Origin of the sequence: Streptomyces sp. NRRL S-337, assembly GCF_000720175.1 — a bacterium.
Classification (GTDB): domain Bacteria; phylum Actinomycetota; class Actinomycetes; order Streptomycetales; family Streptomycetaceae; genus Streptomyces; species Streptomyces siderophoricus.
Window position 1 is genome coordinate 15925 of sequence record NZ_JOIX01000045.1, and the last position, 26248, is coordinate 42172.

Annotated in this window: 24 protein-coding genes and 1 pseudogene; 14 read left to right on the forward strand and 11 right to left on the reverse strand. The window is 70.4% G+C overall.

The window, feature by feature from the left end; genetic code table 11:
- Positions 1–256: 256 nt before the first annotated feature.
- Positions 257–3037, reverse strand: a complete 2781-nt coding sequence (gene ppdK, locus IG62_RS0126860) for a pyruvate, phosphate dikinase (RefSeq protein ID WP_234326757.1) — start codon at positions 3035–3037, stop codon at positions 257–259.
- A gap of 537 nt (positions 3038–3574) precedes the next feature.
- On the reverse strand, positions 3575–4159 hold the full coding sequence (locus tag IG62_RS0126865) for a MarR family winged helix-turn-helix transcriptional regulator (protein ID WP_030808472.1): 585 nt from the start codon (positions 4157–4159) through the stop codon (positions 3575–3577).
- A 225-nt stretch (positions 4160–4384) separates the two neighbouring features.
- Here IG62_RS0126865 and IG62_RS0126870 point away from each other — a divergent pair, with 225 nt between their 5' ends.
- Positions 4385–5017, forward strand: coding sequence for a GNAT family N-acetyltransferase (locus tag IG62_RS0126870; protein ID WP_030808475.1), 633 nt, complete (start codon positions 4385–4387; stop codon positions 5015–5017).
- 24 nt (positions 5018–5041) lie between these two features.
- On the opposite strand, the gene dusB is transcribed toward IG62_RS0126870, so the two are convergent.
- The gene (gene dusB, locus IG62_RS0126875; RefSeq protein WP_030808477.1) at positions 5042–6172 is read right to left on the reverse strand and encodes a tRNA dihydrouridine synthase DusB; all 1131 of its coding nucleotides are present in this window, start codon (positions 6170–6172) and stop codon (positions 5042–5044) included.
- A 194-nt stretch (positions 6173–6366) separates the two neighbouring features.
- Here dusB and IG62_RS0126880 point away from each other — a divergent pair, with 194 nt between their 5' ends.
- Positions 6367–7830, forward strand: coding sequence for an MFS transporter (locus tag IG62_RS0126880; RefSeq protein ID WP_030808480.1), 1464 nt, complete (start codon positions 6367–6369; stop codon positions 7828–7830).
- 46 nt (positions 7831–7876) lie between these two features.
- Here IG62_RS0126880 and IG62_RS0126885 read toward each other — a convergent pair whose 3' ends face one another.
- Entirely contained in the window at positions 7877–8815 is a 939-nt protein-coding gene (locus IG62_RS0126885; protein ID WP_037839408.1) for a helix-turn-helix transcriptional regulator, read from the reverse strand.
- A 101-nt stretch (positions 8816–8916) separates the two neighbouring features.
- Between IG62_RS0126885 and IG62_RS0126890 the strand changes: the two genes are divergently transcribed.
- The 3 genes from IG62_RS0126890 to IG62_RS0126900 all read left to right on the forward strand — a co-directional run bounded on the left by IG62_RS0126890 (position 8917) and on the right by IG62_RS0126900 (position 12410).
- Positions 8917–10404, forward strand: a complete 1488-nt coding sequence (locus tag IG62_RS0126890) for an MFS transporter (RefSeq protein ID WP_030808487.1) — start codon at positions 8917–8919, stop codon at positions 10402–10404.
- Between the two features lie 202 nt (positions 10405–10606).
- Positions 10607–11611, forward strand: coding sequence for an aldo/keto reductase (locus tag IG62_RS0126895; protein ID WP_030808491.1), 1005 nt, complete (start codon positions 10607–10609; stop codon positions 11609–11611).
- A gap of 190 nt (positions 11612–11801) precedes the next feature.
- Positions 11802–12410 (forward strand): TetR family transcriptional regulator, encoded by a 609-nt coding sequence (locus IG62_RS0126900; protein WP_030808494.1) that lies wholly within the window; start codon positions 11802–11804, stop codon positions 12408–12410.
- Positions 12411–12537: 127 nt separating this feature from the next.
- Here IG62_RS0126900 and IG62_RS0126905 read toward each other — a convergent pair whose 3' ends face one another.
- The 3 genes and pseudogenes from IG62_RS0126905 to IG62_RS42345 all read right to left on the reverse strand — a co-directional run bounded on the left by IG62_RS0126905 (position 12538) and on the right by IG62_RS42345 (position 15630).
- Positions 12538–13431 carry a D-alanyl-D-alanine carboxypeptidase family protein gene (locus tag IG62_RS0126905; RefSeq protein ID WP_030808497.1) on the reverse strand — a complete coding sequence of 298 codons (894 nt, stop codon included), beginning with the start codon at positions 13429–13431 and terminating at the stop codon, positions 12538–12540.
- A 243-nt stretch (positions 13432–13674) separates the two neighbouring features.
- On the reverse strand, positions 13675–14313 hold the full coding sequence (locus IG62_RS0126910; protein ID WP_030808501.1) for a response regulator transcription factor: 639 nt from the start codon (positions 14311–14313) through the stop codon (positions 13675–13677).
- Between the two features lie 101 nt (positions 14314–14414).
- Positions 14415–15630: pseudogene (locus IG62_RS42345) on the reverse strand (sensor histidine kinase).
- A gap of 152 nt (positions 15631–15782) precedes the next feature.
- Between IG62_RS42345 and IG62_RS0126920 the strand changes: the two are divergent.
- Positions 15783–16262 carry a hypothetical protein gene (locus IG62_RS0126920; RefSeq protein WP_234326759.1) on the forward strand — a complete coding sequence of 160 codons (480 nt, stop codon included), beginning with the start codon at positions 15783–15785 and terminating at the stop codon, positions 16260–16262.
- 297 nt (positions 16263–16559) lie between these two features.
- Here the strand turns inward: IG62_RS0126920 and IG62_RS0126925 are convergent, their stop codons facing one another.
- Entirely contained in the window at positions 16560–17942 is a 1383-nt protein-coding gene (locus IG62_RS0126925) for a glycine--tRNA ligase (RefSeq protein WP_030808506.1), read from the reverse strand.
- A 210-nt stretch (positions 17943–18152) separates the two neighbouring features.
- Between IG62_RS0126925 and IG62_RS0126930 the strand changes: the two genes are divergently transcribed.
- From IG62_RS0126930 to IG62_RS47970, 6 genes are all read left to right on the forward strand, one after another.
- Positions 18153–19115 (forward strand): metal ABC transporter substrate-binding protein, encoded by a 963-nt coding sequence (locus IG62_RS0126930; protein ID WP_030808509.1) that lies wholly within the window; start codon positions 18153–18155, stop codon positions 19113–19115.
- Positions 19116–19168: 53 nt separating this feature from the next.
- Complete coding sequence (locus IG62_RS0126935) at positions 19169–19948, forward strand: metal ABC transporter ATP-binding protein (RefSeq protein WP_030808511.1); 780 nt, start codon at positions 19169–19171, stop codon at positions 19946–19948.
- Positions 19948–20847: a metal ABC transporter permease gene (locus IG62_RS0126940; RefSeq protein WP_030808515.1), complete on the forward strand. Its 900-nt coding sequence runs from the start codon at positions 19948–19950 to the stop codon at positions 20845–20847. Before IG62_RS0126935 ends, IG62_RS0126940 begins: the two co-directional genes overlap by 1 nt.
- Before the next feature lie 101 nt (positions 20848–20948).
- Positions 20949–21377 (forward strand): Fur family transcriptional regulator, encoded by a 429-nt coding sequence (locus tag IG62_RS0126945; protein WP_030413701.1) that lies wholly within the window; start codon positions 20949–20951, stop codon positions 21375–21377.
- 156 nt (positions 21378–21533) lie between these two features.
- A complete protein-coding gene (locus IG62_RS0126950) occupies positions 21534–21887 on the forward strand; it encodes a WXG100 family type VII secretion target (protein ID WP_030808518.1) in 354 nt (117 codons plus the stop codon).
- Between the two features lie 29 nt (positions 21888–21916).
- Entirely contained in the window at positions 21917–22969 is a 1053-nt protein-coding gene (locus IG62_RS47970) for a hypothetical protein (RefSeq protein WP_051798651.1), read from the forward strand.
- Between the two features lie 96 nt (positions 22970–23065).
- Here IG62_RS47970 and IG62_RS0126960 read toward each other — a convergent pair whose 3' ends face one another.
- Genes IG62_RS0126960 through IG62_RS0126970 form a run of 3 tightly spaced genes read right to left on the reverse strand, consistent with a single transcriptional unit; the run spans position 23066 to position 24955 of the window.
- Entirely contained in the window at positions 23066–23884 is an 819-nt protein-coding gene (locus IG62_RS0126960) for an isoprenyl transferase (protein ID WP_030808521.1), read from the reverse strand.
- A gap of 45 nt (positions 23885–23929) precedes the next feature.
- Positions 23930–24676, reverse strand: coding sequence for a DNA repair protein RecO (gene recO / locus IG62_RS0126965; RefSeq protein WP_030808524.1), 747 nt, complete (start codon positions 24674–24676; stop codon positions 23930–23932).
- Between the two features lie 48 nt (positions 24677–24724).
- Positions 24725–24955, reverse strand: a complete 231-nt coding sequence (locus IG62_RS0126970) for a hypothetical protein (protein ID WP_037839411.1) — start codon at positions 24953–24955, stop codon at positions 24725–24727.
- Between the two features lie 130 nt (positions 24956–25085).
- On the opposite strand from IG62_RS0126970, the gene IG62_RS0126975 reads away from it, so the two are divergent.
- On the forward strand, positions 25086–25919 hold the full coding sequence (locus IG62_RS0126975) for a helix-turn-helix domain-containing protein (protein ID WP_030808530.1): 834 nt from the start codon (positions 25086–25088) through the stop codon (positions 25917–25919).
- Positions 25901–26191, forward strand: coding sequence for a DUF397 domain-containing protein (locus IG62_RS0126980; RefSeq protein WP_030808533.1), 291 nt, complete (start codon positions 25901–25903; stop codon positions 26189–26191). The genes IG62_RS0126975 and IG62_RS0126980 overlap by 19 nt, the downstream gene beginning before the upstream one ends.
- Positions 26192–26248: the final 57 nt, after the last annotated feature.

A 26248-nucleotide genomic window follows, 5' to 3' on the forward strand; every position in this document is an offset into this window, starting at 1 on the left:
GCGAGGAACTCCTCCCGCGGGCCGTCGCCGCCCTCAACCGGAAACGCGGCGACGCCACCCCCGCCCGGCAGATCGCCTGAGACCTCCGCGGGTCCGTACACGACCGAGGGCGGCACCTCCGCACAGGTGCCGCCCTCGTTGGGGTTCCGGAGCCGACGGCCGGGCTGGTGAGGGTTTTTGAGGTGGCCCCGCCGCCGGTTCCGGTGGTTCTCGTGCGGCACCGCGGACGCGCCCGCGCCCGCGGTGCCTTCCTGGGTCAGCGGCTGTCGCTGCCCTTGGCCTCGGCCGCCGCCCGGCCCGCCTCCAGTCGTGCGACCGGGATGCGGAACGGCGAGCAGGAGACGTAGTCCAGGCCCACCTCGTGGAAGAAGTGGACGGACTCCGGGTCGCCGCCGTGCTCACCGCAGACGCCGAGCTTGAGGTCCGGACGGGTGGCCCGGCCGGCCGCGGCGGCGTTGCGGACCAGCGAGCCCACACCGTCCTTGTCGATGGTCTCGAACGGGCTGACGCCGAAGATGCCCTTCTCCAGGTACGCGGTGAAGAAGCTGGCCTCGACGTCGTCCCGGGAGAAGCCCCAGACGGTCTGCGTCAGGTCGTTGGTGCCGAAGGAGAAGAAGTCCGCCGACTCCGCGATCTGACCGGCCGTGAGCGCGGCGCGGGGCAGCTCGATCATCGTGCCGAGGGTGAGCTTGAGCTCGACGCCGTGGGTCTTCTCGACCTCGGCGATGACCTGCTCGGCCTCCTCGCGGACGATCTCCAGCTCCTGGACGGTGCCGACGAGCGGGATCATGATCTCCGCGCGCGGGTCGCCCTTGGCGTTCTTGCGCTCGGCGGCCGCCTCGGCGATCGCCCGCACCTGCATCGCGAACAGACCGGGGATGACCAGGCCGAGGCGCACACCGCGCAGACCCAGCATCGGGTTCTGCTCGTGCAGCTTGTGCACGGCCTGGAGGAGCCGCAGGTCGTTCTCGTTGGCGTCCTTGCGGGCCTCGGCGAGCGCGACCCGGACCGACAGCTCGGTGATGTCGGGCAGGAACTCGTGCAGCGGCGGGTCCAGCAGCCGTACCGTCACCGGCAGTCCGTCCATCGACTCGAACAGCTCGATGAAGTCGGCCTTCTGGAGCGGCAGCAGCTGGCTGAGCGCGGCGTCCCGATCGGTCTCGGTGTCGGCCAGGATCAGGCGCTCGACCATCTCGCGGCGCTCACCGAGGAACATGTGCTCGGTGCGGCACAGGCCGATGCCCTGGGCGCCGAACCGGCGGGCGCGGGCGGCGTCCTCGGCGTTGTCGGCGTTGGCGCGGACCCGCAGCCGGCGGACCCGGTCCGCGTACGCCATGATCCGGTGGACGGCCTTGACCAGCTCGTCGGCGTCATCGGCGCCGGCGTGCATCCGGCCCTCGAAGTACTCCACGACCGGGGACGGCACGACCGGCACCTCGCCGGCGTAGACCTTGCCGGTGGAGCCGTCGATGGAGACGACGTCGCCCTCCTCGATGACGGTCCCGTCCTGGGTCGTCATCTTGCGGGACTTGGTGTCGACCTCCAGCTCCTCGGCGCCGCAGACACAGGTCTTGCCCATGCCGCGGGCGACGACGGCGGCGTGCGAGGTCTTGCCGCCGCGGGAGGTGAGGATGCCCTCGGCGGCGATCATGCCGTTCAGGTCGTCGGGGTTGGTCTCACGGCGGATCAGAATGACCTTCTCGCCGGAGCGCGACCACTTGACCGCGGTGTACGAGTCGAAGACGGCCTTGCCGACCGCCGCGCCCGGGGAGGCGGCGATGCCGCGGCCGATCATCTCGGACTTCGCGCCGAGGTCGAAGCGGGGGAACATCAGCTGCGCCAGCTGCGCGCCGTTGACCCGCTGCAGCGCCTCGGCCTCGTCGATCAGGCCCTGGTCGACGAGCTGGGTGGCGATCCGGAAGGCGGCACCGGCGGTGCGCTTGCCGACCCGGGTCTGCAGCATCCACAGCTTGCCGCGCTCGATGGTGAACTCGATGTCGCACAGGTCCTTGTAGTGCGTTTCGAGCGTCTCCATGATCTGCATCAGCTGGTCGTACGACGTCTTGTCGATCGACTCCAGCTCGGCGAGCGGGACGGTGTTGCGGATACCGGCGACGACGTCCTCGCCCTGCGCGTTCTGCAGGTAGTCGCCGTAGACGCCCTGCTGACCGGAGGCGGGGTCGCGGGTGAAGGCGACGCCGGTGCCGGAGTCCGGGCCGAGGTTGCCGAAGACCATGGAGCAGACGTTGACGGCCGTGCCGAGGTCGCCGGGGATGCGCTCCTGGCGGCGGTAGAGCTTGGCGCGGTCGGTGTTCCACGAGTCGAAGACGGCCCTTATGGCGAGGTCCATCTGCTCGCGCGGGTCCTGCGGGAAGTCCCGGCCGGTCTCCTTGGCGACGACGTCCTTGAAGTGCGCGACCAGGCTCTTGAGGTCCGCGGCGTCCAGTTCGACGTCGACGCGGACGCCCTTGGCCCGCTTGGCCTCCTCCAGCGCCTCTTCGAAGAGCTCGCCGTCGACGCCCAGCACGGTCTTGCCGAACATCTGGATCAGGCGACGGTAGGAGTCCCAGGCGAACCGCTCGTCACCGGCCTGCGCGGCGAGGCCGGAAACCGACGCATCGGAGAGGCCGATGTTGAGGACGGTGTCCATCATGCCGGGCATGGAGAACTTCGCCCCGGAACGCACCGATACGAGCAGTGGGTCGTCGGCCTGGCCGAGCTTCTTCCCCATCTTCTGCTCAAGGGCGTCGAGGTGCTGGGAGACCTCGGCACGGAGTGCCGTCGGCTCGGTGCCGCTCTCCAGGTAGACCTTGCAGGCCTCGGTGGTGATCGTGAACCCCGGAGGGACGGGAAGTCCCAGGTTGGTCATCTCGGCGAGGTTCGCACCCTTGCCACCGAGGAGGTCCTTGAGGTCTCTGTTGCCCTCGGTGAAGTCGTAGACGAACTTCGCGGACGAAGACTGGGTTACGTGGGGATCTTGTGTTTCCGGCACGGCACTGACTCCTCGCCGACGGGCTGCCCTGACGGCGAGGAACATACCCAGATCGAAGGCGTATGGGTACGTCCACTTGGTCGACATACGTGCGTAACCGGCCGTCAGCCAGCAGATCGAAAGTGATCACCCGCTCAGCAGTCAGTTCATTACCTGAATGCATTACTGCGAAGCGTGATCGTAGTGGGGAAGATGTGATACGCACTGCGACGAATGAGTGCATCACTCGAACAGATGAAGGGTGGCACCCGGTGCCACCTTTCCGAGAGGTGGAGCCCGGCCTCATTCGCTCATCTGAGCGCAACCCCTATCAGGGGTGGCGAGAATCACGCGCTCATGTGTGCTGGGGTCCCATCATTTGGACCCTCCCGGCGGCCGGACGATCAAGAAAACCGCCTAGTCGGGCAGTCGTCCGCGCGCACGCGGTAGGTCGCTCGCTACGCAATTCGGCCACCCGGCGCCCGGAAGCCGGGTTCCGGGAGGGCCTGCCGGGAGTGGGCGCCGCTATCAGGCCATAGTTCCTGGCCGGGCCGGAACGCCGCCCGGACGTCCGGGGTCGTATACGACCCGGCGGGCGGGGCCTCACAGCGCACCGGCGCCCTTCGGCCGGCGGCCGCTGCGGCGGGGCGGCGGGTCACGGCCGTCGAGCAGTTCCAGTCGCCGTTCCGCGCCGCGGCGCTCCACCTGCGCCACGATCCGGCGCAGCAGCTCCGCCAGATCGAGCGCCTCGTCGTCGTTCAGCCCCCCGGTCACGAAGACCTCTTCGTCGTGGAACTCCGGGAAGAGCCGGGCCATCAGCCGCTCCCCGTCGGCTGTCAGGGAGAGCAGCGCCAGTCGCCGGTCGGTGGGGTGCGCCCGGCGCTCCAGCAGGCCGCGGTTCTGCAGGGTGCGGGCAACGCCGGTGAGCGTGCCCTTGGAGATGCCGGCCTCCTCGGCGACCTTGCGGGTCTCGCGTTCGCCGCCGATCCACACCACCCAGAGCACGACGAAACCGGTCCAGGTCAGATCGGCGCCGCGCAGTACGGAGTTCTCGAAGTGCTGGCGCACCGCGGCCGCGGCCCGGTAGATGCCCGCCACCGCGGCCATCTGCTCGGAGCGCACGGGCAGGTCCCCGACCCGGGCCCGGACCGCCCGCTCCACCTCTCCGGGCGAACGGTCCCCGCTCAGCACGACTGCGTCCTCGCCACGGCTGCTCCTTCACATCCGTCATGCCGTAAATCCGGCATTCGGCCTCAAACGGTACGCGGCCGCCGCCGATATCCCTGCGCGCCGCGCCCGAGTCCGACCCGTCCGCATAAAGAGGTGCCTCGACGCCCCCCGTCGCGTAATGTGCGCACCCGGGCGGCGCCTCTTACCTATCGCCGCCAGCGACCGCCACTCGGGGAGGACTTGATGCTTTCGGAACTCGTCAGCAACTGGGGAGCCGGCTGGGCGATATCGCGCGGCACACCGGAGCCGGTCACCACGCCCTGGGGCCTGTACCTCGAGGTCGGCGCGCCCGGTCAGGTCGGGCGGCACGTCCTGCCCGAGGCCACCGAGGGCGCGGTGCGTGCGGCCACCGCGTCGGTGACCGTGCCCGACACCTGGCTCAAGGTGTGCCTGGAGGACGCGGAGGTCGAGCGCTGGCTCCCGGCGGGCTGGTACGCCGACGGGGAGGACGCCGGCCACCTGATGGCCACCGATCTGCGCACCACGCATCCGGTGACACCCGACGGCTACGCCACCTCCGTGGAGCAGCGCGCCGGTGTCACCTACGTACGGGTGCACGACGCGGCCGGCACGCTCGCCGCGAAGGGCCAGATGGCCGTCCTCGGGGACGCCACCGTCGTCGACCGGGTCGAGACCCATGCCGCCCACCGCCGCCGCGGGCTCGGCAGCGTGGTCATGCGCGCCCTCGCCGATCGCGCCGTGGCCGAGGGCGCCCGCCTGGGCATCCTGGGCGCCACCGACGAGGGCCGGGCGCTCTACGAGTCCCTGGACTGGAAGCGGCACGCACCGCTGGCGGCGTGCGTGTACCGGCCGTAGGGACGGCAGGCCCGGAAGCGGGCGTCAGCCCCCGGACGTGTCCAGCTCGGCGTCCACGCTCACGCCCGCGCAGTCGTACGGGTCGTCCAGCCAGCCGTCGGGGAGGACCACGCGGTTGCGGCCGGAGGTGCGGCCGCGGGGGCCGTCGGCGCCGGTGGGCCAGGGCTGGTCGAGGTCCAACTCGCCCAGCAGGTCGGAGAGTTCGTTGAGGGAGGAGGAGACCGCGAGGCTCTTGCGCATCTCCGAGCCGATCGAGAAGCCCTTGGTGTACCAGGCGACGTGCTTGCGGAAGTCGATGACGCCGCGCGCCTCGTCGTTCAGCCACTCGCCGAGCAGCGTGGCGTGCCGCAGCATGACGTCGGCGACCTGCTTCATCGTCGGCCGGGCGTAGTCCTCGGGGCGTCCTTCGAAGGCGGCCACGAGATCGCCGAAGAGCCACGGCCGGCCCAGGCAGCCCCGCCCGACGACGACGCCGTCGCAGCCGGTCTCGCGCATCATCCGGACCGCGTCGTCCGCGGACCAGATGTCGCCGTTCCCCAGGACGGGGATCTCGCCGACGTGGTCCTTCAGGCGCGCGATGGCGTCCCAGTCGGCGGTGCCGCCGTAGTGCTGGGCGGCCGTGCGGCCGTGCAGGGCGATGGCGGTCACGCCCTCCTCGACGGCGATCCGGCCGGCGTCCAGGTAGGTGATGTGGTCGTCGTCGATGCCCTTGCGCATCTTCATGGTCACCGGCAGCCCACCGGCGTTAGCCACCGCCTCGCGCAGGATGGAGCGGAGCAGCGGGCGCTTGTACGGCAGGGCCGAGCCGCCGCCCTTGCGGGTCACCTTGGGGACCGGGCAGCCGAAGTTCAGGTCGATGTGGTCGGCGAGGTCCTCCTCCGCGATCATGCGGGCGGCCTTGCCGACGGTGTCCGGGTCGACGCCGTACAGCTGGATCGAGCGCGGCTTCTCCGTCGCGTCGAAGTGGATCAGCTGCATGGTCTTCTCGTTGCGCTCGACCAGCGCCCGGGTCGTGATCATCTCGCTGACGAACAGGCCCTTGCCCGCGGAGAACTCCCGGCAGAGCGTCCGGAACGGGGCATTGGTGATCCCGGCCATGGGCGCGAGGACCACGGGCGGCTGCACCGTGTGCGGACCGATCTGCAGCAGCGACATGGAGCGATACCTTCGACTTTCTCCGGCGGTTCTCTTCGGGTGTGCCCGGCTTCCGGGGCACCGGTACGGCCGGGCGGGCCGGCGCCTCGCGGCCTGACGCGCCACGGACGACGGGCTGCGGCCTCCCATTGTCCCGCACCGTGCCCGCGGCCCCGCCGGGGCCGGAGCCACCGGGATCGTTGTAGCGTTCAAGAATGCCCGATCTCAGCCGCCGACGGCGTCTGCTCGTGCTGGCGATCTGCTGTATGAGCCTGCTGATCGTCAGCCTGGACAACACCGTCCTCAACGTCGCGCTGCCGTCCATGCAGCGCGAGCTGCACGCCTCGGTCTCGGGGATGCAGTGGACGATCGACGCCTACACGCTGGTGCTGGCGTCGCTGCTGATGCTGGCCGGCTCGACCGCCGACCGGCTGGGCCGGCGGCGGATCTTCCTGGTCGGGCTGGTGGTCTTCGCGCTCGGCTCGCTGCTGTGCAGCCTGGCGCCCGACCTGGAATGGCTGGTCGTCTTCCGGATGGTGCAGGCGGTCGGCGGCTCGATGCTCAACCCCGTCGCGATGTCGATCATCACCAACACCTTCACCGACCCCCGGGAGCGGGCCCGCGCCATCGGGGTGTGGGGCGGGGTCGTCGGCATCAGCATGGCGGCCGGGCCGGTGATCGGCGGGCTGCTGGTGCAGAGCGTCGGCTGGCGCTCGATCTTCTGGATCAACGTCCCGATCGGCGCGCTGGCGCTCTTCCTCACCCTGCGGTACGTGCCGGAGTCCCGCGCCCCGAAGCCGCGCCGGGTCGACCCGGTCGGGCAGCTGCTGGTGATCGCGCTGCTCGGCTCGCTGACGTACGCGATCATCGAGGCGCCGGACGCCGGCTGGGCGTCGGCGCAGATCCTGACGTTCGTGCTGGTGGCGCTGGTCTCGCTGGGGGCACTGATCGGCTACGAGCGGCGCCGGCGGGAGCCGCTGATCGATCTGCGGTTCTTCCACAGCGCGCCGTTCAGCGGCGCCACCATCGTGGCGGTCAGCGCGTTCGCCGCACTCGGCGGCTTCCTCTTCATCAACACGCTCTACCTGCAGAACATCCGCGGGCTGTCCGCACTGGACGCCGGGCTCTACATGCTGCCGATGGCCGGGATGACGCTGGTCTTCGCACCGCTGTCGGGGCGGCTGGTCGGCAACCGCGGCCCCCGGCTGTCGCTGCTGCTGGCCGGTACGACGATGGGCGCGAGCGGGCTGCTCTTCGCGGCGTTCGACGCCCAGTCGACGAACTGGCTGCTGTTCCCCGGCTACGTCCTCTTCGGCATCGGGTTCGGCCTGGTCAACGCGCCGATCACCAATACGGCGGTGTCGGGGATGCCGCGCGCGCAGGCCGGGGTGGCCGCGGCCGTGGCCTCCACCAGCCGTCAGGTGGGGCAGTCGCTCGGCGTCGCGGTGATCGGCGCCGTATTGGCGAGCGGGGCGCATGCGGCGGCAACCGCGGACGAGTTCATCGCGGCCGGCCGCCCGGCCTGGTGGATCATCACCGGCTGCGGCGCGGCGGTCCTGCTGCTCGGCGCGCTGACCACCGGGCGTTGGGCGCGGGCCACCGCGCGGCACACGGCGGAACTCTTCGAGGACGACGAGCGGAGCGCCGCGGCGGCCGGGGCGGCGGGCCGGAGCGCCTGAGGCAGCGGAACTGCGTCGTACGCGGCCGCGGCAGTGCGTTACGACGTCACGCCGGGACGAGCGCCAGCTTCTCCAGCTGCTCCAGCCGCTCGCGGGAGGTCTCGTCGACGGGGGTGTAGGAGAGCAGCTTGGGACCGGGGTTGGGGCCCGTCCAGAGGCTGGTGGCGGTCAGTTCGAGGACGCCCACGCGTGGGTGGCGGAAGAGTTTGACGGAACTGACCGGGCGGACGACCTCGTGCTGGGCCCAGATCTCACGGAACTCCGGCGAGGCCTCCGTCAGCCGGGCGACCAGCGCCTTCCAGGCCGGCTCGGCGACGTGCTCGGCCATCGAGGCGCGGAACTTGGCGGCCATCACCCGCATCGTGGCGTCCAGGTCGACCACGCTCGCCCGCCACTGGGGGTGGGTGAACGCCAGCCACATGCAGTTGCGGTCCTCCTCGGGCAGCGCGTCGAGGTCGCACATCAGCTGCCCGTAGGTGCTGTTGTAGGCGAGGATGTCGAACCGGGAGTTCTGGATGACCGCGGGGAACGGCGCGAGCTGGTCGAGGACCTGGCGCAGGGCCCGCGAAACGCCGGTGCACTCCTTGCCCGGCACGGGGTCGACGGCGCCGGCGAGCGCGAAGAGGTGGCTGCGCTCGGCACGGTCGAGCAGCAGCGCACGGGCCACCGCGTCGAGGACCTGCGGCGACACGTGGATGTCCCGGCCCTGTTCGAGCCAGGTGTACCAGGTGACGCCGACCGCGCCGAGGTGCGCGACCTCCTCGCGGCGCAGTCCCGGCGTGCGGCGGCGGGCGCCGCGGGGCAGGCCGACCTGCTCGGGGGTGATCCGCTCGCGCCGGCTGCGCAGGAAGGCGGCCAGCTCGGCCCGGCGGGCGGCGTCGCCGCGCGGGGGTGCGGCGCCTGTGGGGCGGGCCGCCCCGGACGGCGGGGTCGTGGTGGCACCGGGTGGTGTGGCAGCCTGCGTCAGGGTCGCGTCGACGGTCATGCCTCCAGCGTGCCGCAGCGCCCAGGCGGTTGCCAGGTAGCAGTGATACCAGGATAAGGACACTCTGGTACCCGGCTGAGCGCTCGACGATCGTCGTATCCGTGAGCGAAACCCGAGCACAGACCATCCCTGTTGAACCCCCGGTTGCCACCCCGGTTGCCACCCCGGTGGAATCCCCGGCCGGCGCCCCGCGACAGGCATCGGCCACCGCCGCCCTGACCCCGCTCGGCCTGCTGACCGTACTGCTGGGCGCGGCCCTCCCGATGATCGACTTCTTCATCGTCAATGTCGCCCTGCCGACCATCGATCACGACCTGCACGCGGGACCCGCGATGCTGGAGATGGTGGTGGCCGGTTACGGCGTCGCCTACGCCACGCTGCTGGTGCTGGGCGGGCGGCTCGGCGACATGATCGGCCGGCGCCGGCTGTTCCTGTGGGGCCTGGCCACCTTCGGCCTGACCTCACTGGCCTGCGGCCTCGCCCCGGACGCCGCGACGCTGGTGGCCGCCCGGGTCGCCCAGGGGGCGTCCGCGGCACTGCTGCTGCCCCAGGTGCTGGCCACCATCCAGGCCACGACCAGCGGGAAGCGGCGCGCCAAGGCGGTCAGCCTGTACGGCGGCACGGCCGGGGTCTCCAGCGCCGTCGGCCAGGTGGTCGGCGGGCTGCTGGTCTCGGTGGACCTGGCGGGCTCCGGCTGGCGCGCGGTCTTCCTGGTGAACGTCCCGATCGCGGCGGCGGCCTGGCTGCTGGCCGCCCGCACGGTCCCCGAGACCCGCTCGCCGCACCCGACCCGGGTCGACGGCCCCGGCACCGTTCTGCTGGCCGTCTCGCTGATCACGCTGCTGCTGCCGCTGACCGAGGGGCGGGCGGCCGGCTGGCCCCTGTGGTCGTGGCTCCTGCTGGCCGTCTTCCCGTGCGCCGCCGTCGCGTTCTTCCTGGTGGAGCGGCGCGCCGAACGCAGCGGCCGGACCCCGCTCGTCCCTCCGTCCCTCCTCCGCATCCCGTCGGTGAACAGCGGCCTCACCATGATCGTGCCGTTCTCGGTGGGGTTCGGCGGCTTCATGTTCGTGGTGGCCGTCGCGCTCCAGACCGGCCTGCACTACGGCCCGTTGGCGGCCGGCCTGTCCCTGCTGCCGCTCTGCGTCACCTTCTTCGTCGCCTCGCTGGCGGGGCCGCGGCTGGTGGGGCGGTTCGGACGGCGGGTGGTCTTCACCGGCTCGCTGATCCAGGGGGCCGGGCTGCTCGCGCTGGCGCTGACCGTGCACGCGGGCTGGCCGGGCATCTCGGTGGCCGGTCTCGCGCCGAGCATGGCGCTGCTCGGCCTCGGCCAGGGCCTGGTGCTGCCGGTCCTGCTGCGCATCGTGCTGAGCGAACTGCCGGTGGCCCAGGCGGGCGTGGGCGGCGGCGTCATGGTCACCACCCAGCAGTCCGGCCTGGCGCTGGGCGTGGCCACCCTGGGCACGCTCTTCCTCGCGCTGCTGCCGTCCGTCGGCATCCGCGATGCGCTGCTGGCGGCCCTGCTGACGCAGCTGGCGATCGTGGCGGGCACCACGGCGCTCGCCCTCCGGCTACCGCGCTCACTGCGCTGACCTGCGGGAACGGGGGAGGGAGCACGGGGGAGAGAGCACGGGGACGAGCACGCTCCACATCGCATGGATGACAAATATTGAAATCTGTCAGCCGTCATGCCATAGTTGCTTGCGTGAGGGCTCCGGACCGGCCCCGCCGGACGGCAGCCGGGCCCGCCTCCCTCACCCACCCCTCCCGTCGTCATCCCTTCAGGAGCACGCAGTGCAGACCCGCACCCTGGGCACGACCGGCCCGCAGACCTCCGCCCTCGGCCTCGGCTGCATGGGCATGTCCGCCCTCTACGGCGACAGCGACCGCACGGAATCCATCGCCACCATCCACGCCGCCCTCGACGCCGGCGTCACCCTGCTCGACACCGGCGACTTCTACGGCATGGGGCACAACGAACTACTGATCAACGAAGCGCTCCGCACCGCCCCCGCCGCGGCCCGCGAACGGGCGCAGACCAGCGTGAAGTTCGGTGCCCTGCGCACCATCGAGGGCGGCTTCACCGGCTACGACGGCCGGCCCAACGCGGTGAAGAACTTCGCCGCCTACTCCCTCCAGCGCCTGGGCACCGACCACATCGACATCTACCGGATCGCCCGGCTCGACCCGGACGTCCCGATCGAGGAGACGGTCGGCGCCATCGCCGAGCTCGTGGCTGCGGGACACGTCCGGCACATCGGCCTCTCCGAGGTCGGCGCGGAGACGCTGCGCCGCGCGGCCGCCGTGGCCCCGATCTCCGACCTCCAGATCGAGTACGCCCTCATCACCCGCGGCATCGAGGACGCGATCCTGCCCACCGCCCGCGAGCTGGGCATCGGCATCACGGCCTACGGCGTGCTCTCCCGCGGCCTGATCAGCGGCCACTTCGCCCGGGACCGCAAGCTCGCCGCCAACGACTTCCGCGGGAGGAGCCCGCGCTTCCAGGGCGAGAACCTCGACCGCAACCTCGACCTGGTCGACGCGCTGCGCAAGATCGCCGAGCAGAAGGGCGTCTCGGTGGCCCAGATAGCCATCGCCTGGGTGCTCTCCCGCGGCGAGGACATCGTCCCGCTGGTCGGTGCGCGCCGCCGGGACCGGCTCTCCGAGGCACTCGGGGCCCTGGACGTGACGCTGGACGCGGAGGACCTCGCCGCGATCGAGCAGGCGGTCCCGGCCGGTGCCGCGGCCGGCGACCGGTACCCCGCCGAGCAGATGGCCCACCTCGACAGCGAGCACTGACCACCGGCGGGGCGGCGGCCGGCGGGAGCGGCCAGGTACCGTCCGTAGGTACCGCGCAGGGTCCCCGGTGCGCCTGGGTGCACCACCGGCCCCCGCCCGCGGATCCGGTTCCGGTACGGGTGCCGCCCCGGCGCCCGCCCACCGGCGTCCGCACCCGCCCGTCCGCTCCTCCCGAAAGGCCGCCCGCACCATGCCCCCCGAGTCGTTGACCCCCGAGCGCATCCTCGAAGCCACCGAGGAGGTGCTGCGCCGGTACGGCCCGGCGAAGGCCACGGTCGTGGACGTGGCGCGCGCCCTGGGCGTCAGCCACGGCAGCGTCTACCGCCACTTCCGTACGAAGACGGCGCTGCGGGAAGCGGTCACGGCGCGCTGGCTGGACCGTACGATCCGGCAGCTGTCCGGCATCGCGACGGAGGAGGGACCGGCGGCCGAGCGGCTGGACCGCTGGCTGACCACGCTCTTCGAGGCCAAGCGGCACAAGGCGGGCGACGATCCCGAGCTGTTCGCGACGTACATGGCGCTGATCGGCGAGAGCGGTGGTGTGGTCGACCAGCACGTCACGGACCTGGAGTCCCAGCTGACCCGGATCATCGAGGACGGCGTCGGCGAGGGCACCTTCCAGACCCCCTCCCCCGCCGTCACCGCGCGCGCCGTCTTCGACGCCACCGGCCGCTTCCACGACCCGTGTTACGCCGCCGAGTGGTCCCGCCCGGAGATCACCGCCGACTTCGAGGCGGTCCGCGATCTGGTCCTCCGCGGCCTGCGCTCCGCCCCGACGGGCCAGGCGGACCAGACGTAGCCCCCGCGGGACGGCAGGGAGGCCCAGCGGAAACGGCAGAGGGCCCGCCCACGGCCGACCGGCCGCCGACAGGCCCCCTCGACCCGAGCGGTACCGGCCCGAGCCGTACCGACCCGGGCCGTACGGACTACTTCTTGAAGGCGTAGTCCAACAGCTTCTTCGCGTCCGCCGTGCGGTTGGGAACCGAGGAGGAGGCGAGGACGGTACCGATGACGGTCTTGCCGTTACGGGTGGCGGCGAAGGCCAGGCAGAACTTGGCCTCCGGACCCGAGCCGGTCTTGACGCCGATGGTGCCGGCGTAAGTGCCCAGCAGGGGGTTGGTGTTGGTCCACTCCATGTAGCGGTAGCCACCGCTCTTGGTCGTGACCTTCTGCTTCGTCGACTTCGTCTTCACGACCGTACGGAACGTGGAGTACTTCATCGCGTTGCTGGCGAGCTTGGTCAGATCGCGCGGCGTCGAGTAGTTCGCGCCGTGGCCGATGCCGTCGAACGAGTCGAAGTGCGTGTTCGTCAGGCCGAGGCTCCTGGCCGTGCTGTTCATCTTGCCGATGAACGACTTGACCCGCGCGGCCCGGGTGGAGCCGCTGCCGAACTTGTCGGCGAGCGCGTAGGCGGCGTCGCAGCCGGACGGCAGCATCAGCCCGTAGAGCAGCTGACGGACCGTGACCTTGTCGCCGACGATCAAGTGGGCCGAGGAGGCCCAGTTGTTGTCGACGATGTAGTCGCTGTACGCCTTCTGGATCGTGACCTTGGAATCCAGGTTGAGGTTCGACTGCCCGAGCACCACCCGGGCGGTCATGATCTTGGTGGTGGAGCCGGTGGAACGACGGGTGTCCGCAGCCTTGGTGAACAGGGACTTGCCCGTGCTGTTGTTCATCACGAACCCGCCCGCGGCGGTGATCGTGGGCGTCGGGAGTGTGGCGGCCTGCGCCGGAGCGGCGAACGCCCCGGCCGTCAGAACGGCACCCGCGGTGACGACTGCCGCGGAGACGCGACGAATGCCCTTAATGCCGGTTTTCAAATTGAATACTCCAAATACCCCTGCGGTGCGGCCCATAGGAGAAAGCCGCTCGCCTGTGAGACGCGGGAAAAGAGGCAATGGATGCACGTGACGGGACAGGAAATGCGTTCCGGGCCGGATTTCCACCGGAAAGTGCGGCCCGGATCGAATACCCCGGCGACCGGCGGACCACCGTTCGAACCGCCATGACCGCCAAGACCCCCTGGACGGCCGCCAACGCCCCCCGGGGGACCGCCAAGACCCCTAGCCGCCGACCCCCAGGAACCGCAGCACCGCCAGGACCCGGCGGTGGTCGGCGTCCGCCTTCGGAAGGTCCAGCTTGGCGAGGATGTTGTTGATGTGCTTGGCGACCGCGCTCTCACTCACCACGAGCCCGGCGGCGATCCCCGCGTTGGACCGGCCCTCGGCCATCAGCGCGAGGACCTCCCGCTCACGGGCCGTCAGCCGCTCCAGCGGATCGCTCGACCGCCGCACCAGCAACTGCGCGACGACCTGCGGATCCAGCGCGGTGCCGCCGTCCGCCACCCGCCGCAGCGCCTCGATGAACTCCTCGACGTCCGCCACCCGCTGTTTGAGCAGATAGCCCACACCGCTGGTGTTCGAGGCCAGCAGATCGGCCGCGTAGCGCTCCTCGACGTACTGCGACAGCATCAACACCGCGGTACCGGGCCACCGTTGGCGGATCGACAGGGCGGCGCGCACCCCCTCGTCCGTGAAGCCGGGCGGCATCCGCACGTCCACCACCGCGAGGTCCGGCCGGTGTTCGGCGACCGCGGCCAGCAGCCCCTCGGCGTCCCCCGCCTCGGCGGCCACCTCGAACCCGGCCATCTCCACGAGCTTGACCAGCCCGATCCGCAGCAGAACGGAGTCCTCCGCGATCACGGCACGCCGTACGGCACCCGGCCCGGCACCCTGCGCACCGGCCACCGCCGCCTCCACCGCACGCCCCATCTCATCCCCCACGTCACGCCCCACGTCACGCCTCACTTCGGGCACGGCAGCTCCACGCTCATCATGGTCGGGCCCCCCACGGGGCTGCTCATCCGGAATGTTCCCCACGGACCGCACGCGCTGGGCGAGCCCGGTGAGACCACTCCCCTTGGACGGATCGGCCCCGCCCGCACCGTCGTCGGCGATCACCACCCGCAGTATCCCGCCCAGCCGGGTGACCGTCACATCCACCCGGGTCGCCTCCGGGGCGTGCTTGGCCACGTTCGTCAGCGCCTCGGAGACCACGAAGTACGCCACCGCCTCGATGGCCGGCACGGTGCGCTGCGCCAGATCCACCCGCAGCCGTACGGGCAGCGGCGCCCGGGCGGCGAGCCCGGACAGTGCGGCGTCCAGCCCCAACTCGTCCAGGACGGCCGGGTGCAGACCGCGCACCAGACTGCTGAGCTCCTCGATCGCCTCCTTCGCCTCCCGGTGGGCGGTGTCGATCACCTCGCGCACCTCGGGCGGCAGGTCGGTCAGCGTCGCCTTGGCCAAACCCAGGTTCAGGGCCAGCGACACCAGGCGCTGCTGCGCGCCGTCGTGCAGGTCCCGTTCGATGCGGCGCCGTTCGGCATCCGCGGCGTCGACCGCACCGGCCCGGCTCTCGGTCAGGTCGATCACCCGCCGCGCCAGGTCCTCGTTCCGGTCGGGCCCCAGCAGACCGGGCGCGAGGTGCGTCTCCAGGCGTACCACGACCGCGGCGAGAGACGGGAGGGCGGCGAGCGCGGCGAGGCCGGCGAGGGTGACGTAGAGGGACTGCGTGTAATACCCGGGATGGCTCACCCGCCACTCCAGGGGAACCGCCCATATCCATGCGTACACCGTGACGGCGGCCAGACCCGCCAACAGCAGGCCGAGTACCAGCACTTCGAGCCCGCCGAGCAGCGCCCCCAGCAGGCAGTGGTAGCCGAACCGGCGCTGCCAGCGCCGCCACCACCCCGGGGAGGGGATGTCGATCCCGAGGAACTGCCGGAAGCGCCAGCGCTGGGCGGCGGTCAGCGCGGGCACGGACGACGCGGTGAGCACCAGCGTGAGCCCCAGGACCACCGGCACGCTGCTGTCGTTCCCCTCGACGATCTCCCATACGAGACCGAAGGCCATGAACAGCAGGAACCCGATGAGGAGGTGCAGCGGCGCCCCGAGGGCGAGGAAGTACGTATCGCGGGTCAGCCGGGTGAGCGCGCGCCGCGTCCGGGGCGGAATCTTCATGATCCAACGTTAGGCGCCGACCGCTGCGACCTGCCATGAAGCCTGTTCCCGGACGAGGGGTGTAGCTGGTGCCACCCCAAGTCGGACAGCCGCATTACTGACCGTGAGCGGCAAAAACCGGAGTCTTGATCACGAGCCCGAAGGCCGGGTTCGTGACCTTGAAAGAGACCTCCGCCATGGCCCTGATCGCCTTCAACCCCCCTGTCGACAAAGGACGTTGCACGGCGAACGGTGCCGTGCGCGGGGGTCTGCGGCTGAGCCGCGCCCGTCGCTGGCAGGGCCGCGTCCTCGCGGGTGCCGGGCTCGCGCTGCTGCCCTGGCTCGGCTACCTCGCCGGCACCCTGCCGCCCGCCGAGGCCACCGCCTGGGTCACCCTCGACGCCCTGGAGGCCGTCGCACTGCTCACCGCCGGCCTCCGCATCCTGCGTGCCGACCCCCGCCACCGCGCCCCCGCCGGCGCCGCGGCCGTCCTCCTGCTCGCCGACGCCTGCATCGACCTCACCACCGCCGCCCCCGGCCCCGAGCTGGTCACCGCAATAGCCATGGCCGTAGCCGCCGAACTCCCCCTCGCCGCCGTCTGCGCCTGGCTCGCCACCCGGCCGATGCGGGCCGTTGAGCGCCCGGGCACTTGAGAGACGGGACGCCGAACGGGGCACCCAACGGGGCACCTGGCGGGGGCACCCAGAGGCGGGGCGCGCTCAGAGGCCGGGCACCCACCGAACCATTAAGGGACCGTCGAACAGATCCCGTAGGGGACGCGAGGCCCCCCTGCGGGTCCACAACCGTCGAACAGCGGTGGGGTATTCCCAGTCCCCGTCACCTCAAGGCGAAAACGACGAAGGGACCGGCCCCGCAAGGGAGCCGGCCCCGTTCACCTACTCACTGACCGACTGACCGACTCAGCGGCCAGCAGCTTTCCGATGCCGGACTCAGCAGCCCAGCAGGCGCGTGGCCAGGTAGGGCTGGATCTGGTCCAGGCTGACGCGCTCCTGCTTCATGGTGTCGCGCTCGCGGACGGTGACCGCGTTGTCGTCGAGGGTGTCGAAGTCGACGGTCACGCAGAACGGGGTACCGATCTCGTCCTGGCGGCGGTAGCGGCGGCCGATGGCGCCCGCGTCGTCGAACTCGATGTTCCAGTTCTTCCGCAGGTCCGCGGCGAGGCCCTTGGCCTTCGGGGAGAGCTGCGGGTTGCGGGACAGCGGCAGCACCGCGACCTTGACCGGCGCCAGGCGCGGGTCGAGGCGCATGACCGTGCGCTTCTCCATCTTGCCCTTGGCGTTGGGTGCCTCGTCCTCGACGTAGGCGTCGAGCATGAAGGCGAGCATCGCGCGGTTCACACCGGCCGCCGGCTCGATGACGTACGGGGTCCAGCGCTCGCCGGCCTCCTGGTCGAAGTACGACAGGTCCTGGCCGGACGCCTTGGAGTGCGCGCCGAGGTCGTAGTCCGTGCGGTTGGCCACGCCCTCCAGCTCGGAGAACTCGGTGCCGCCGAAGTTGAAGCGGTACTCGATGTCAGCGGTGCGCTTGGAGTAGTGGGAGAGCTTCTCCTTCGGGTGCTCGTACCACCGGATGTTCTCCTCGCGCAGGCCCAGGTCGCGGTACCAGTTCCAGCGCTGCTCCATCCAGTACTCGTGCCACTGCTCGTCCTCGCCCGGCTTGACGAAGAACTCCATCTCCATCTGCTCGAACTCGCGGGTGCGGAAGATGAAGTTGCCCGGAGTGATCTCGTTCCGGAAGGACTTGCCCATCTGCGCGATGCCGAACGGGGGCTTCTTGCGCGAGGTCTGCTGGACCTGGGCGAAGTTGGTGAAGATGCCCTGGGCGGTCTCGGGGCGCAGGTAGGCGACCGAGGCGGTGTCCTGGGACGGGCCGAGGTGGGTGGAGAGCAGGCCGGAGAACTGCTTGGGCTCGGTGAAGCCGCCCTTGTTGCCGCAGTGCGGGCAGTTGATGTCCGCGAGGCCGTTCTCGGGCAGCTTGCCGTGCTTGGCCTCGTACGCCTCCTCCAGGTGGTCGGCGCGGAAGCGCTTGTGGCAGGAGGTGCACTCGGTGAGCGGGTCCGTGAAGGTGGCGACGTGGCCGGACGCCTGCCACACCTCGGGCGCAAGGATCACCGACGAGTCGAGGCCGACGACGTCCTCGCGCGAGGTGACCATGGCGCGCCACCACTGCCGCTTGATGTTCTCCTTGAGCTCGACGCCCAGCGGACCGTAATCCCAGGCAGCCCGGGAGCCGCCGTAGATCTCACTGCAGGGGTAAACGAAGCCACGGCGCTTGCTCAGGCTGACGATGGTATCGATCTTGTCGGCGGCCACGGTGCTCTCTTCATTACGACGACGAACGATGAATTGGGCGGCGCCCTCGCGTCTCGTCGGGGGTGCAGGTCGCAAGACGGCTGGGCGAATAGTTCAGGGTACCGGCGGGCGCCGCCCCGGGACCAAATCGGTTCCCGGCCACTGTCGGCCCGCTCACACCGGCCCGAGGTTTATTGACAATCGTTTCCAGGTTTGTTGAAAATGAGTGTCATGAACATACGCCGTCACCTCACCACCGCCGCGGTCGCCGGAGCCGCGGGGCTCGGCCTGCTGGCCCTCTCCGCCTGCTCCCCCACCGCCAGTGGCAGGACGGCCGACGGCAAGCTGAGAGTGACAGCGTCCTTCTATCCCATGGAATTCCTCGCCGCGCAGATCGGCGGGAAGCACGTCGAGGTGACCGACCTCACCAAGCCGGGCGTCGAGCCGCACGACCTGGAGCTCACCGCCAAGCAGACCGCCAAGCTCGACGAGTCCGGCGCGGTCGTCTACCTCAAGGGCCTGCAGCCCGCCGTGGACGAGGCGATCGCCCAGTCCGGCGTCAAGAACGTCGCCGACGCCGCCGCCCTGACCTCCCTCGAGAAGCACGGCACCGAGGTCGACGGCCACCACCACACCACCGGCGACAACGACTCGCACTCCGACGCCGAGGGCGGCAACGACCCGCACATCTGGCTCGACCCGGTGAAGTACGCCGAGGTCGCCAAGGGCGTCAACAAGACCCTCGCCAAGGCCGACCCGAAGCACCGGGCCGACTACCAGAAGAACACCGACGCCCTGGTGAAGAAGCTGACCGGGCTGGACGCGGAGTTCAAGGACGGTCTGAAGAACCGGGCGTCGGACACCTTCCTCACCACCCACGCGGCCTTCGGCTACCTCGCCGAGCGCTACGGCCTGACCGAGGAGGCCATCAGCGGCCTGGACCCCGAGTCCGAGCCCAGCGCGCACCGCATGAAGGCCCTGCACACCCTCGCCGCCGACCACCACGTCTCCACGGTCTTCTTCGAGACGATCGCCAACCCGGCCACCGCCAAGGCCCTGGCCGGCGATCTCCACCTGAGGACCGACGTCCTGGACCCGCTCGAAGGGATCACCGGCAAGTCCCGCGGCACGGACTACTTCGGCGTGCAGCGCGCCAACCTCGCGGCACTGCAGAAGGCACTCGGCAGCAAGTGAGCAGCACAGTCGACCGCACCGACCAGCCAGCCCCGCACCCCACGGAGGTCACCGTGAAAGAACCGCTCCCCGAGCCGGTCATCGACCTGCGCGGCGCCACCGCATCGCTGGGCGCCCGCCCCGTGCTGCGCGGCGTCGACCTGACGGTGCGCTCCGGCGAGGTCGTCGCGCTGCTCGGCGCGAACGGCTCCGGCAAGTCCACCGCCGTCCGGTCGGTGATCGGCCAGGTCCCGCTCAGCGGCGGCTCGCTGTCGCTGTTCGGCACGGAGTTCCGCCGCTTCAGGAACTGGGCCCGCATCGGATACGTCCCGCAGCGCACCACGGCGGCCGGCGGGGTGCCCGCCACCGTCCGTGAGGTCGTCACGGCCGGCCGGCTGGCCCGTACGAAGCTGGGCGTGCTGCGCAAGGCCGACCGGGCCGCGGTCCACCACGCGCTGGAGCTGGTCGGCATGGCCGACCGCGCCAAGGACTCGGTCAACGCGCTCTCCGGCGGTCAGCACCAGCGGGTGCTGATAGCCCGGGCGCTGGCCGGCGAACCGGAACTGCTGATCATGGACGAGCCGATGGCCGGCGTCGACCTCGCCAGCCAGGAAGTGCTCGCCGCCGCCCTGCGCGAGCAGGTCGCCCGCGGCACCACCGTCCTGCTCGTGCTGCACGAGCTCGGCCCGCTGGAGCCGCTGATCGACCGCGCGGTGGTGCTGCGCGACGGCTGCGTCGTCCACGACGGCCCGCCCCCCGAGGCCGTGGGCCAGCACGCCCTCCCCGGCCACGACCATGTCCACCCGCACGCCGACGCGGCCGCGGAACCGATCCGGACGGGGTTGCTCACCTGATGGACATCCTGACCTACGCCTTCATGCAGCGGGCCCTGATCGCCGCCCTGATAGTCGGCGTCACCGCACCCGCCATCGGCATCTACCTCGTCCAGCGCCGCCAGGCCCTGATGGGCGACGGAATCGGCCATGTCGCGCTCACCGGCGTCGGACTCGGCTTCCTGCTCAACCAGAGCCCGGTCTGGGTCGCCACCGCCGTCGCCGTCGCCGGCTCGGTCGTCATGGAACTGATCCGCTGGTACGGCAAGACCCGCGGCGACCTCGCGCTGGCCATGCTGTTCTACGGCGGTATGGCGGGCGGCGTGATGCTGATGAACCTCTCCGACGCCGGCTCCAACGCCAACCTCGGCACCTACCTCTTCGGCTCGATCACGACGGTCTCGCCGCAGGACATGACGACGATCTACGTGCTCGCCGCGCTGGTCCTGGCGATCACCGTCGGGCTGCGCCGCCAGCTGTTCGCGGTCTGCCAGGACGAGGAGTTCGCGCGGGTGACCGGTCTGCCGGTCCGGCTGCTGAACCTGCTGATCGCGGTCACCGCCGCGGTCACCGTCACCGTCGCCATGCGGGTGGTCGGCCTGCTGCTGGTCAGCGCCCTGATGGTGATCCCGGTCGCGGCCGCCCAGCAGATCAGCCGCAGCTTCGCGGTCACCTTCTCGGTGGCCGTCGCGATCGGTGTCGCGGTCACCCTTACGGGCACCACCACCTCGTACTACGTGGACGTCCCGTCCGGTGCCACGATCGTGCTCTTCGCCATCGGCCTGTTCATCGTGCTGACCGCGCTCGCCACGCCGCTCGCGAAAAAGCGCGCCAGGGCCGCCGCACAGCCCGGTGCGGGGTGCACCCTGGAGGTACCCGCCGGTCGCACCGCCCCGGACGATGTGAGCGTGGCCGGATAGCCGCACCCGGGTAAGCGTCCCCCCAGGGCGCGGGTCATCACCTGGCACAATGGCGGGACGCATGCGCAGGGGGAAGACCTGACGTCCTAAGGGAGGCAACGGTGGCGACGAGCGCGGGATCTCCGGTACGCGGCCGGTCGACGCGGCAGCGGACCGCGGTGTCCGCCGCACTCGACGAGGTGGACGAGTTCCGCAGTGCCCAGGAGCTGCACGACATGCTCAAGCACCGGGGCGACTCGGTCGGGCTGACCACCGTCTACCGGACGCTGCAGTCGCTCGCCGACGCCGGCGAGGTCGACGTGCTGCGCACCAGTGAGGGCGAGGCGGTCTACCGCCGGTGCAGCACCGACGACCATCACCACCACCTCGTCTGCCGTAGCTGCGGCAAGGCCGTCGAGGTCGAGGGTCCCGCGGTGGAGAAGTGGGCCGACCAGATCGCCGCCGAACACGGCTTCCGGGACGTGGCGCACACGATCGAGATCTTCGGTACCTGCGGCGAGTGCGCGGAGCGGACCGCCGAGGAGAAGTAGCCGCAGGACCAGCAAGTACGCCGGGGCCGCCGCCGAGTTGATCGGGGGCGGCCCTTCGTATGTCCGGTGACCTTGCGCATGGGTGACAGGTACACGCTGGTGGTAGCCTCGGTGGGCTATCGGCGCGGTGCTCGCGCCCACACGGGGGGGGTAGTAATGGGTCTCGGGGATCTCTGGGAAGACGGCAAGCAGCTCGTCGGCGACGTGGTCGAGGTCGGCAAGGACGTCATGATGGCGCCCGCCGAGATCGCGCACTGGGTGCTGACCCAGATGTTCGGCGGCGGCGACGCGGACCTGCAGAAGATCGCGGCCGAGCTGGCCAAGCTCAGCAAGGAGCTGGACGGATTGACCAAGGAGGTCAATACCGCGCTCGGAAAGCTGACCTGGCACGGCCCGGCGTCCGACGCCTTCGTCGCCGTCGCGCACGGCCGCGTCAAGGAGATGAACCAGATCTCCGACGATCTCACCACGCTGGGCCAGGCCGTCACCCGGCTGTCCCAGGTCTACTGACGAGCCACGACAACACGGGGGTTGTACGGATGGCAGGCGACACGTTCGGTGTCGAGATGGCGGAGCTCAACACCATCGAGAAGGACTGGCGCTCGGCCGCCGAGAAGATGCTGGAGCTGCACCGGCGGCTGTGCGAGGTCAAGGACACCATGGCCGCCGCGGCGAGCATCGACCTCGCGACCGCGCCGCTCGCGTCCCTTCCCGGCTTCGGCATCGCCTACCAGGTGCAGGCCGACGTGGAGGAGATCGCCGAGGTGAGCCGGCGCCTCGCCGCGGCCAAGTCCCAGCTGCTCGACGGGCTCGCGGCGGACGCCGACAAGATCAAGCAGGTCAAGGCCGAGTACGAGGCCAACGAAAAGAAGATCGAGGAAGACCTCAAGAAGATCAAGGACGGCAAGCACCACGACACGCCCAAGTCGCCGCAGACCGGCTCGCACGGCGCCGGATCCGGCTCCGGAGGCGGCGGTGGTGGCGGTGGCGGTGGCGGCGCCAGCGGCGGCGGGCACGGCGGCGGTGGCGGTGGTGGCGGCACCGGCGGTCCGGCTCCGTCCCAGGGCCACGGCGACGGCAAGTGGGAGACGAAGGGCGACTGGGACGCCTGGTCGCCGGGCAAGCACCACACCACCACCGGCGCCGGCGTGCAGGACGCCCCCGACACCTCCGGGCTGCCCAAGGAGCGCAAGGACATCATCGACCGGGCCCTGGAGCGTGTGAACCACCGCATCGGCTACAGCCAGTCGGCCACCACCAACGGCTACCGCGACGACTGCTCGGGCTTCGTCTCCGCCGCCTGGGGCCTCGAACCTCCAGGGCTGAACACCTACGGCCTGATGGGCGGCAACACCGCCCACGCGATCACCAAGGACGACCTGCAGCCGGGCGACGCCTTGATCGCCGGCGATCACACCGTCCTCTTCGGCGGCTGGGCCGACGAGGCCCACACCAAGTACATCGCCCTGGAGGACAACGGCTCCCAGGGCACCGTCTCGCACGTCATCCCGTACCCGTACTACTCGGGCGACGCGGCGCACGAGAGGTCGATCGGCCAGCCGTACGTGCCCTACCGCCGCAACGGCCTCTAGGGGCCCGGCAGGGGGCTTCTCCCCCTCGTGGGCACACAAGAGAGAACGGCCCGGCTTCCTGGAGCACAGGAAGCCGGGCCGCCCGTCCTTGGGCCGTCAGGTCGCGGACTCGCCCTCCGCCACCGGCGCGGCACCGAACCGCCGGTCCCGCTTGGCGTACTCCAGGCACGCGGCCCACAGGTTCCGCCGGTCGAAGTCCGGCCACAGGATGTCCTGGAAGACCATCTCGGCGTACGCGCTCTGCCAGATCAGGTAGTTCGAGGTGCGCTGCTCACCGGACGGCCGCACGAAGAGATCCACGTCCGGCATGTCCGGGTAGTACATGTACTTCGCGACGGTCTTCTCGTTGACCTTCGACGGGTCCAGCTTCCCGGCCCGTACGTCCCGGGCGATCGCCGCCGCGGCGTCCGCGATCTCCGCCCGACCGCCGTAATTCACGCAGAAATACAGCGTCATCGCGTCATTGTTCTTGGTCTGCTCCTGGGCGATCTGGAGCTCCTGCACCACGGACTTCCACAGCTTCGGCATCCGCCCGACCCACCGGATGCGAATACCGAGCGCATCCATTTCGTCACGCCGCCGCCGGATGACATCGCGGTTGAAGTTCATCAGGAACTTCACCTCGTCCGGCGACCGCTTCCAGTTCTCGGTGGAAAAGGCGTAGAGCGAGAGGTTCTTCACGCCCATTTCGATGCAGCCCTTGAGGACGTCCAGCACGACGCCCTCGCCGACCTTGTGACCCTCGGTGCGCGGGAGGCCCCGCTCCTTCGCCCACCGGCCGTTGCCGTCCATGACCACGGCCACATGGTTCGGGACGAGCTCGCCGGGGATCTTCGGCGGCCGCGCGCCGGAAGGGTGCGGCTCGGGCGTGACGTACTCGCGTCGATTACGGCCCAGAATCCCGCGTCGTGCCATGCGGCCCACGTCTCCTATGTATCAGGGTGTGCTTCTGCTTCGCTGCTATTGCTCTACGTACCGGAGGGAGCGCAGGCCCCGCTCCAGATGCCAGTGCAGATACGCCGTGACCAGGCCGCTGCCCTCCCGGGCGTGACGGGCCTCGCAGGCGTCCGCGGTCTCCCAGTCGCCGGTCAGCAGCGCGCTGAGGAGCCCAATGGCCTCTGAGGAGGGTACGACGCTCCCGGGCACCCGGCAGTCACCGCATATGACGCCACCGGACGCGACCGAGAAGAACCTGTTGGGCCCCGGCATCCCGCACCGCGCGCAGCTGTCGAAACTCGGCGCGTAACCGTTCACGGCCAGCGAGCGCAGCAGGAACGCATCGAGCACGAGGTGCGGCGCGTGCTCCCCGCGCGCGAGCGTCCGCAGCCCGCCGACCAGCAGCAGATACTGCTGCACCGCCGGCTCGCCCTCGTGGTCGGTGAACCGCTCGGCGGTCTCCAGCATGGCCGTACCGGCGGTGTAGCGGGCGTAGTCCGTGACGATGCCGCCACCGTACGCGGCGATCGTCTCGCTCTGCGTGCACAGTGGCAGCCCGCGCCCGACGAGCTCGCTCCCCCGCGCGTAGAACTGCACGTCCACATGCGAGAACGGCTCCAGCCGCGCCCCGAACTTCGACTTCGTCCGCCGCACGCCCCGGGCCACGGCCCGCACCCGCCCATGTCCCCGGGTGAGCAGCGTGATGATCCGGTCCGCCTCACCCAGCTTCTGGGTGCGCAGCACGATGCCGTCGTCGCGGAACAGACTCATGGCGCCCATTCTCGCGCATGGGCGCCACTCCCCCGGGCCGGGTGCCCCTCAGCCGCTCGCCGGGCCTGTGGGCCGCTTGCCCCGCGAGGGCTCCGCCAGCGCATCCGTCAGCTGCCGGGCGACCTCCATCGAGCACCGCCCCAATTCGACGAGCGGCGGCATATAGCGATGCGCGATCGAGACGGGGTCGGGGCGCAGGGAGGGCAGGACGACCCCGGCGCGGGCGAGGGCCTCCCGCAATTCCTTCGTCACCGTCTCCACTTCCTGGAACTGCTGCATCGTCGTCCGTACCTTCCGTGAGGGGGTTTCACTGATTGCATGCAGAGCGTGACGCTGCGGAACTACGCTGAGCAAGGAGATCGACGCCATATCGGCACTACAACTGCCGTGCAGACACAGGGAGTTAGCCATGGCCAATGGCTCACGAATGGCGGCATGGGAACACTGGGGCGCGGAGCTCAAGCACCGCCGGGAGCTCGCCGGCTTAACGCAGGGCGAACTGGGGCGGCGGGTTTTCGTCTCCGGCGGCTACATCGGCCAGTTCGAGCAGGCGATCCGTAAGCCACAGCCGGATGTGGCGATCCGGATCGACGAGGTTCTACAAACCGACGGCTTTTTCGAGCGGACCTGGCGCAAGCTGATCGACGACAAGCGGTATCCGGATTACTTCGCGGCCACGGCGGAGCTGGAGAGACTGGCGACGAAGATCTACGACTTCGAGTCGATGATCGTTCCCGGCCTGCTACAGACGGCGGCGTACGCGCGGGCGCTGATGCTCGCGGGCAACCCACTGGCGGCAGACGACTACATCGAGGACAGAGTCCGCGCCCGACTCGACCGGGCTGACATTCTCAAGGACAATGCTCGTCCCGCATATTGGGCTGTTCTGCACGAGGCGGTACTGCGGGTACCGGTGGGCGGTCCCGCCGTCATGGCTGAGCAGCTGGAGCACATTGCCCGGCTCGTTCGCGAGCGCAAGATTCTGGTGCAGGTCCTCCCGTTCCAGGCTGGCGCGTTTTCCGTCATCGGCAAGATGGTGACGCTCATGGAGTTCGAGGACGCCCCTCCAACCGCCTATACAGAAGGCGTGTATTCGGGGAATCTGCTGGACGATCCGGCCGTAGTGAGGCACGTGCGGGAGAGCTACGATCTGGCGAGGGCCGTCGCACTGTCGCCGGAGGCGTCCCTAGCCCTGATCGAGTCGGCGGTGGAGGACTACAGACGATGCACGAGTACGACCTGAGTGACGCTCGCTGGCGCAAGAGCAGCTACAGCGACGACAAGGGCGGCGAATGCGTCGAGGTCGCCCACGACTTCCCCGGCGCCGCCACCTGGCGTAAGAGCAGCTACAGCGACACCAACGGCGGTAGCTGCATCGAGGTCTCCGACGACCTCCCCGGCCTCGTCCCCGTCCGTGACAGCAAGAACCCTCACGGACCGGCAATCGCCTTCCAGGCGCCCGCCTGGTCCGCTTTCGTCGACGCCGTCAAGAACGCGCAGTTCCGGTCCGCCTGACCGGCCTTCACCAAGTGCCTACAGCAGGCACACACGGCCCCGCCATCTCGCCTGGAT

Coding starts and splice junctions, on each gene's coding strand:
- ppdK (WP_234326757.1), bottom strand. CDS start 3,037: ATGTTCCTCGCCGTCAGGGCAGCCCGTCGGCGAGGAGTCAGTGCCGTG.
- IG62_RS0126870 (WP_030808475.1), top strand. CDS start 4,385: ATGCTTTCGGAACTCGTCAGCAACTGGGGAGCCGGCTGGGCGATATCG.
- dusB (WP_030808477.1), bottom strand. CDS start 6,172: ATGTCGCTGCTGCAGATCGGTCCGCACACGGTGCAGCCGCCCGTGGTC.
- IG62_RS0126880 (WP_030808480.1), top strand. CDS start 6,367: ATGCCCGATCTCAGCCGCCGACGGCGTCTGCTCGTGCTGGCGATCTGC.
- IG62_RS0126885 (WP_037839408.1), bottom strand. CDS start 8,815: ATGACCGTCGACGCGACCCTGACGCAGGCTGCCACACCACCCGGTGCC.
- IG62_RS0126900 (WP_030808494.1), top strand. CDS start 11,802: ATGCCCCCCGAGTCGTTGACCCCCGAGCGCATCCTCGAAGCCACCGAG.
- IG62_RS0126930 (WP_030808509.1), top strand. CDS start 18,153: ATGAACATACGCCGTCACCTCACCACCGCCGCGGTCGCCGGAGCCGCG.
- IG62_RS0126940 (WP_030808515.1), top strand. CDS start 19,948: ATGGACATCCTGACCTACGCCTTCATGCAGCGGGCCCTGATCGCCGCC.
- IG62_RS0126950 (WP_030808518.1), top strand. CDS start 21,534: ATGGGTCTCGGGGATCTCTGGGAAGACGGCAAGCAGCTCGTCGGCGAC.
- IG62_RS47970 (WP_051798651.1), top strand. CDS start 21,917: ATGGCAGGCGACACGTTCGGTGTCGAGATGGCGGAGCTCAACACCATC.
- IG62_RS0126960 (WP_030808521.1), bottom strand. CDS start 23,884: ATGGCACGACGCGGGATTCTGGGCCGTAATCGACGCGAGTACGTCACG.
- recO (WP_030808524.1), bottom strand. CDS start 24,676: ATGAGTCTGTTCCGCGACGACGGCATCGTGCTGCGCACCCAGAAGCTG.
- IG62_RS0126970 (WP_037839411.1), bottom strand. CDS start 24,955: ATGCAGCAGTTCCAGGAAGTGGAGACGGTGACGAAGGAATTGCGGGAG.
- IG62_RS0126975 (WP_030808530.1), top strand. CDS start 25,086: ATGGCCAATGGCTCACGAATGGCGGCATGGGAACACTGGGGCGCGGAG.
- IG62_RS0126980 (WP_030808533.1), top strand. CDS start 25,901: ATGCACGAGTACGACCTGAGTGACGCTCGCTGGCGCAAGAGCAGCTAC.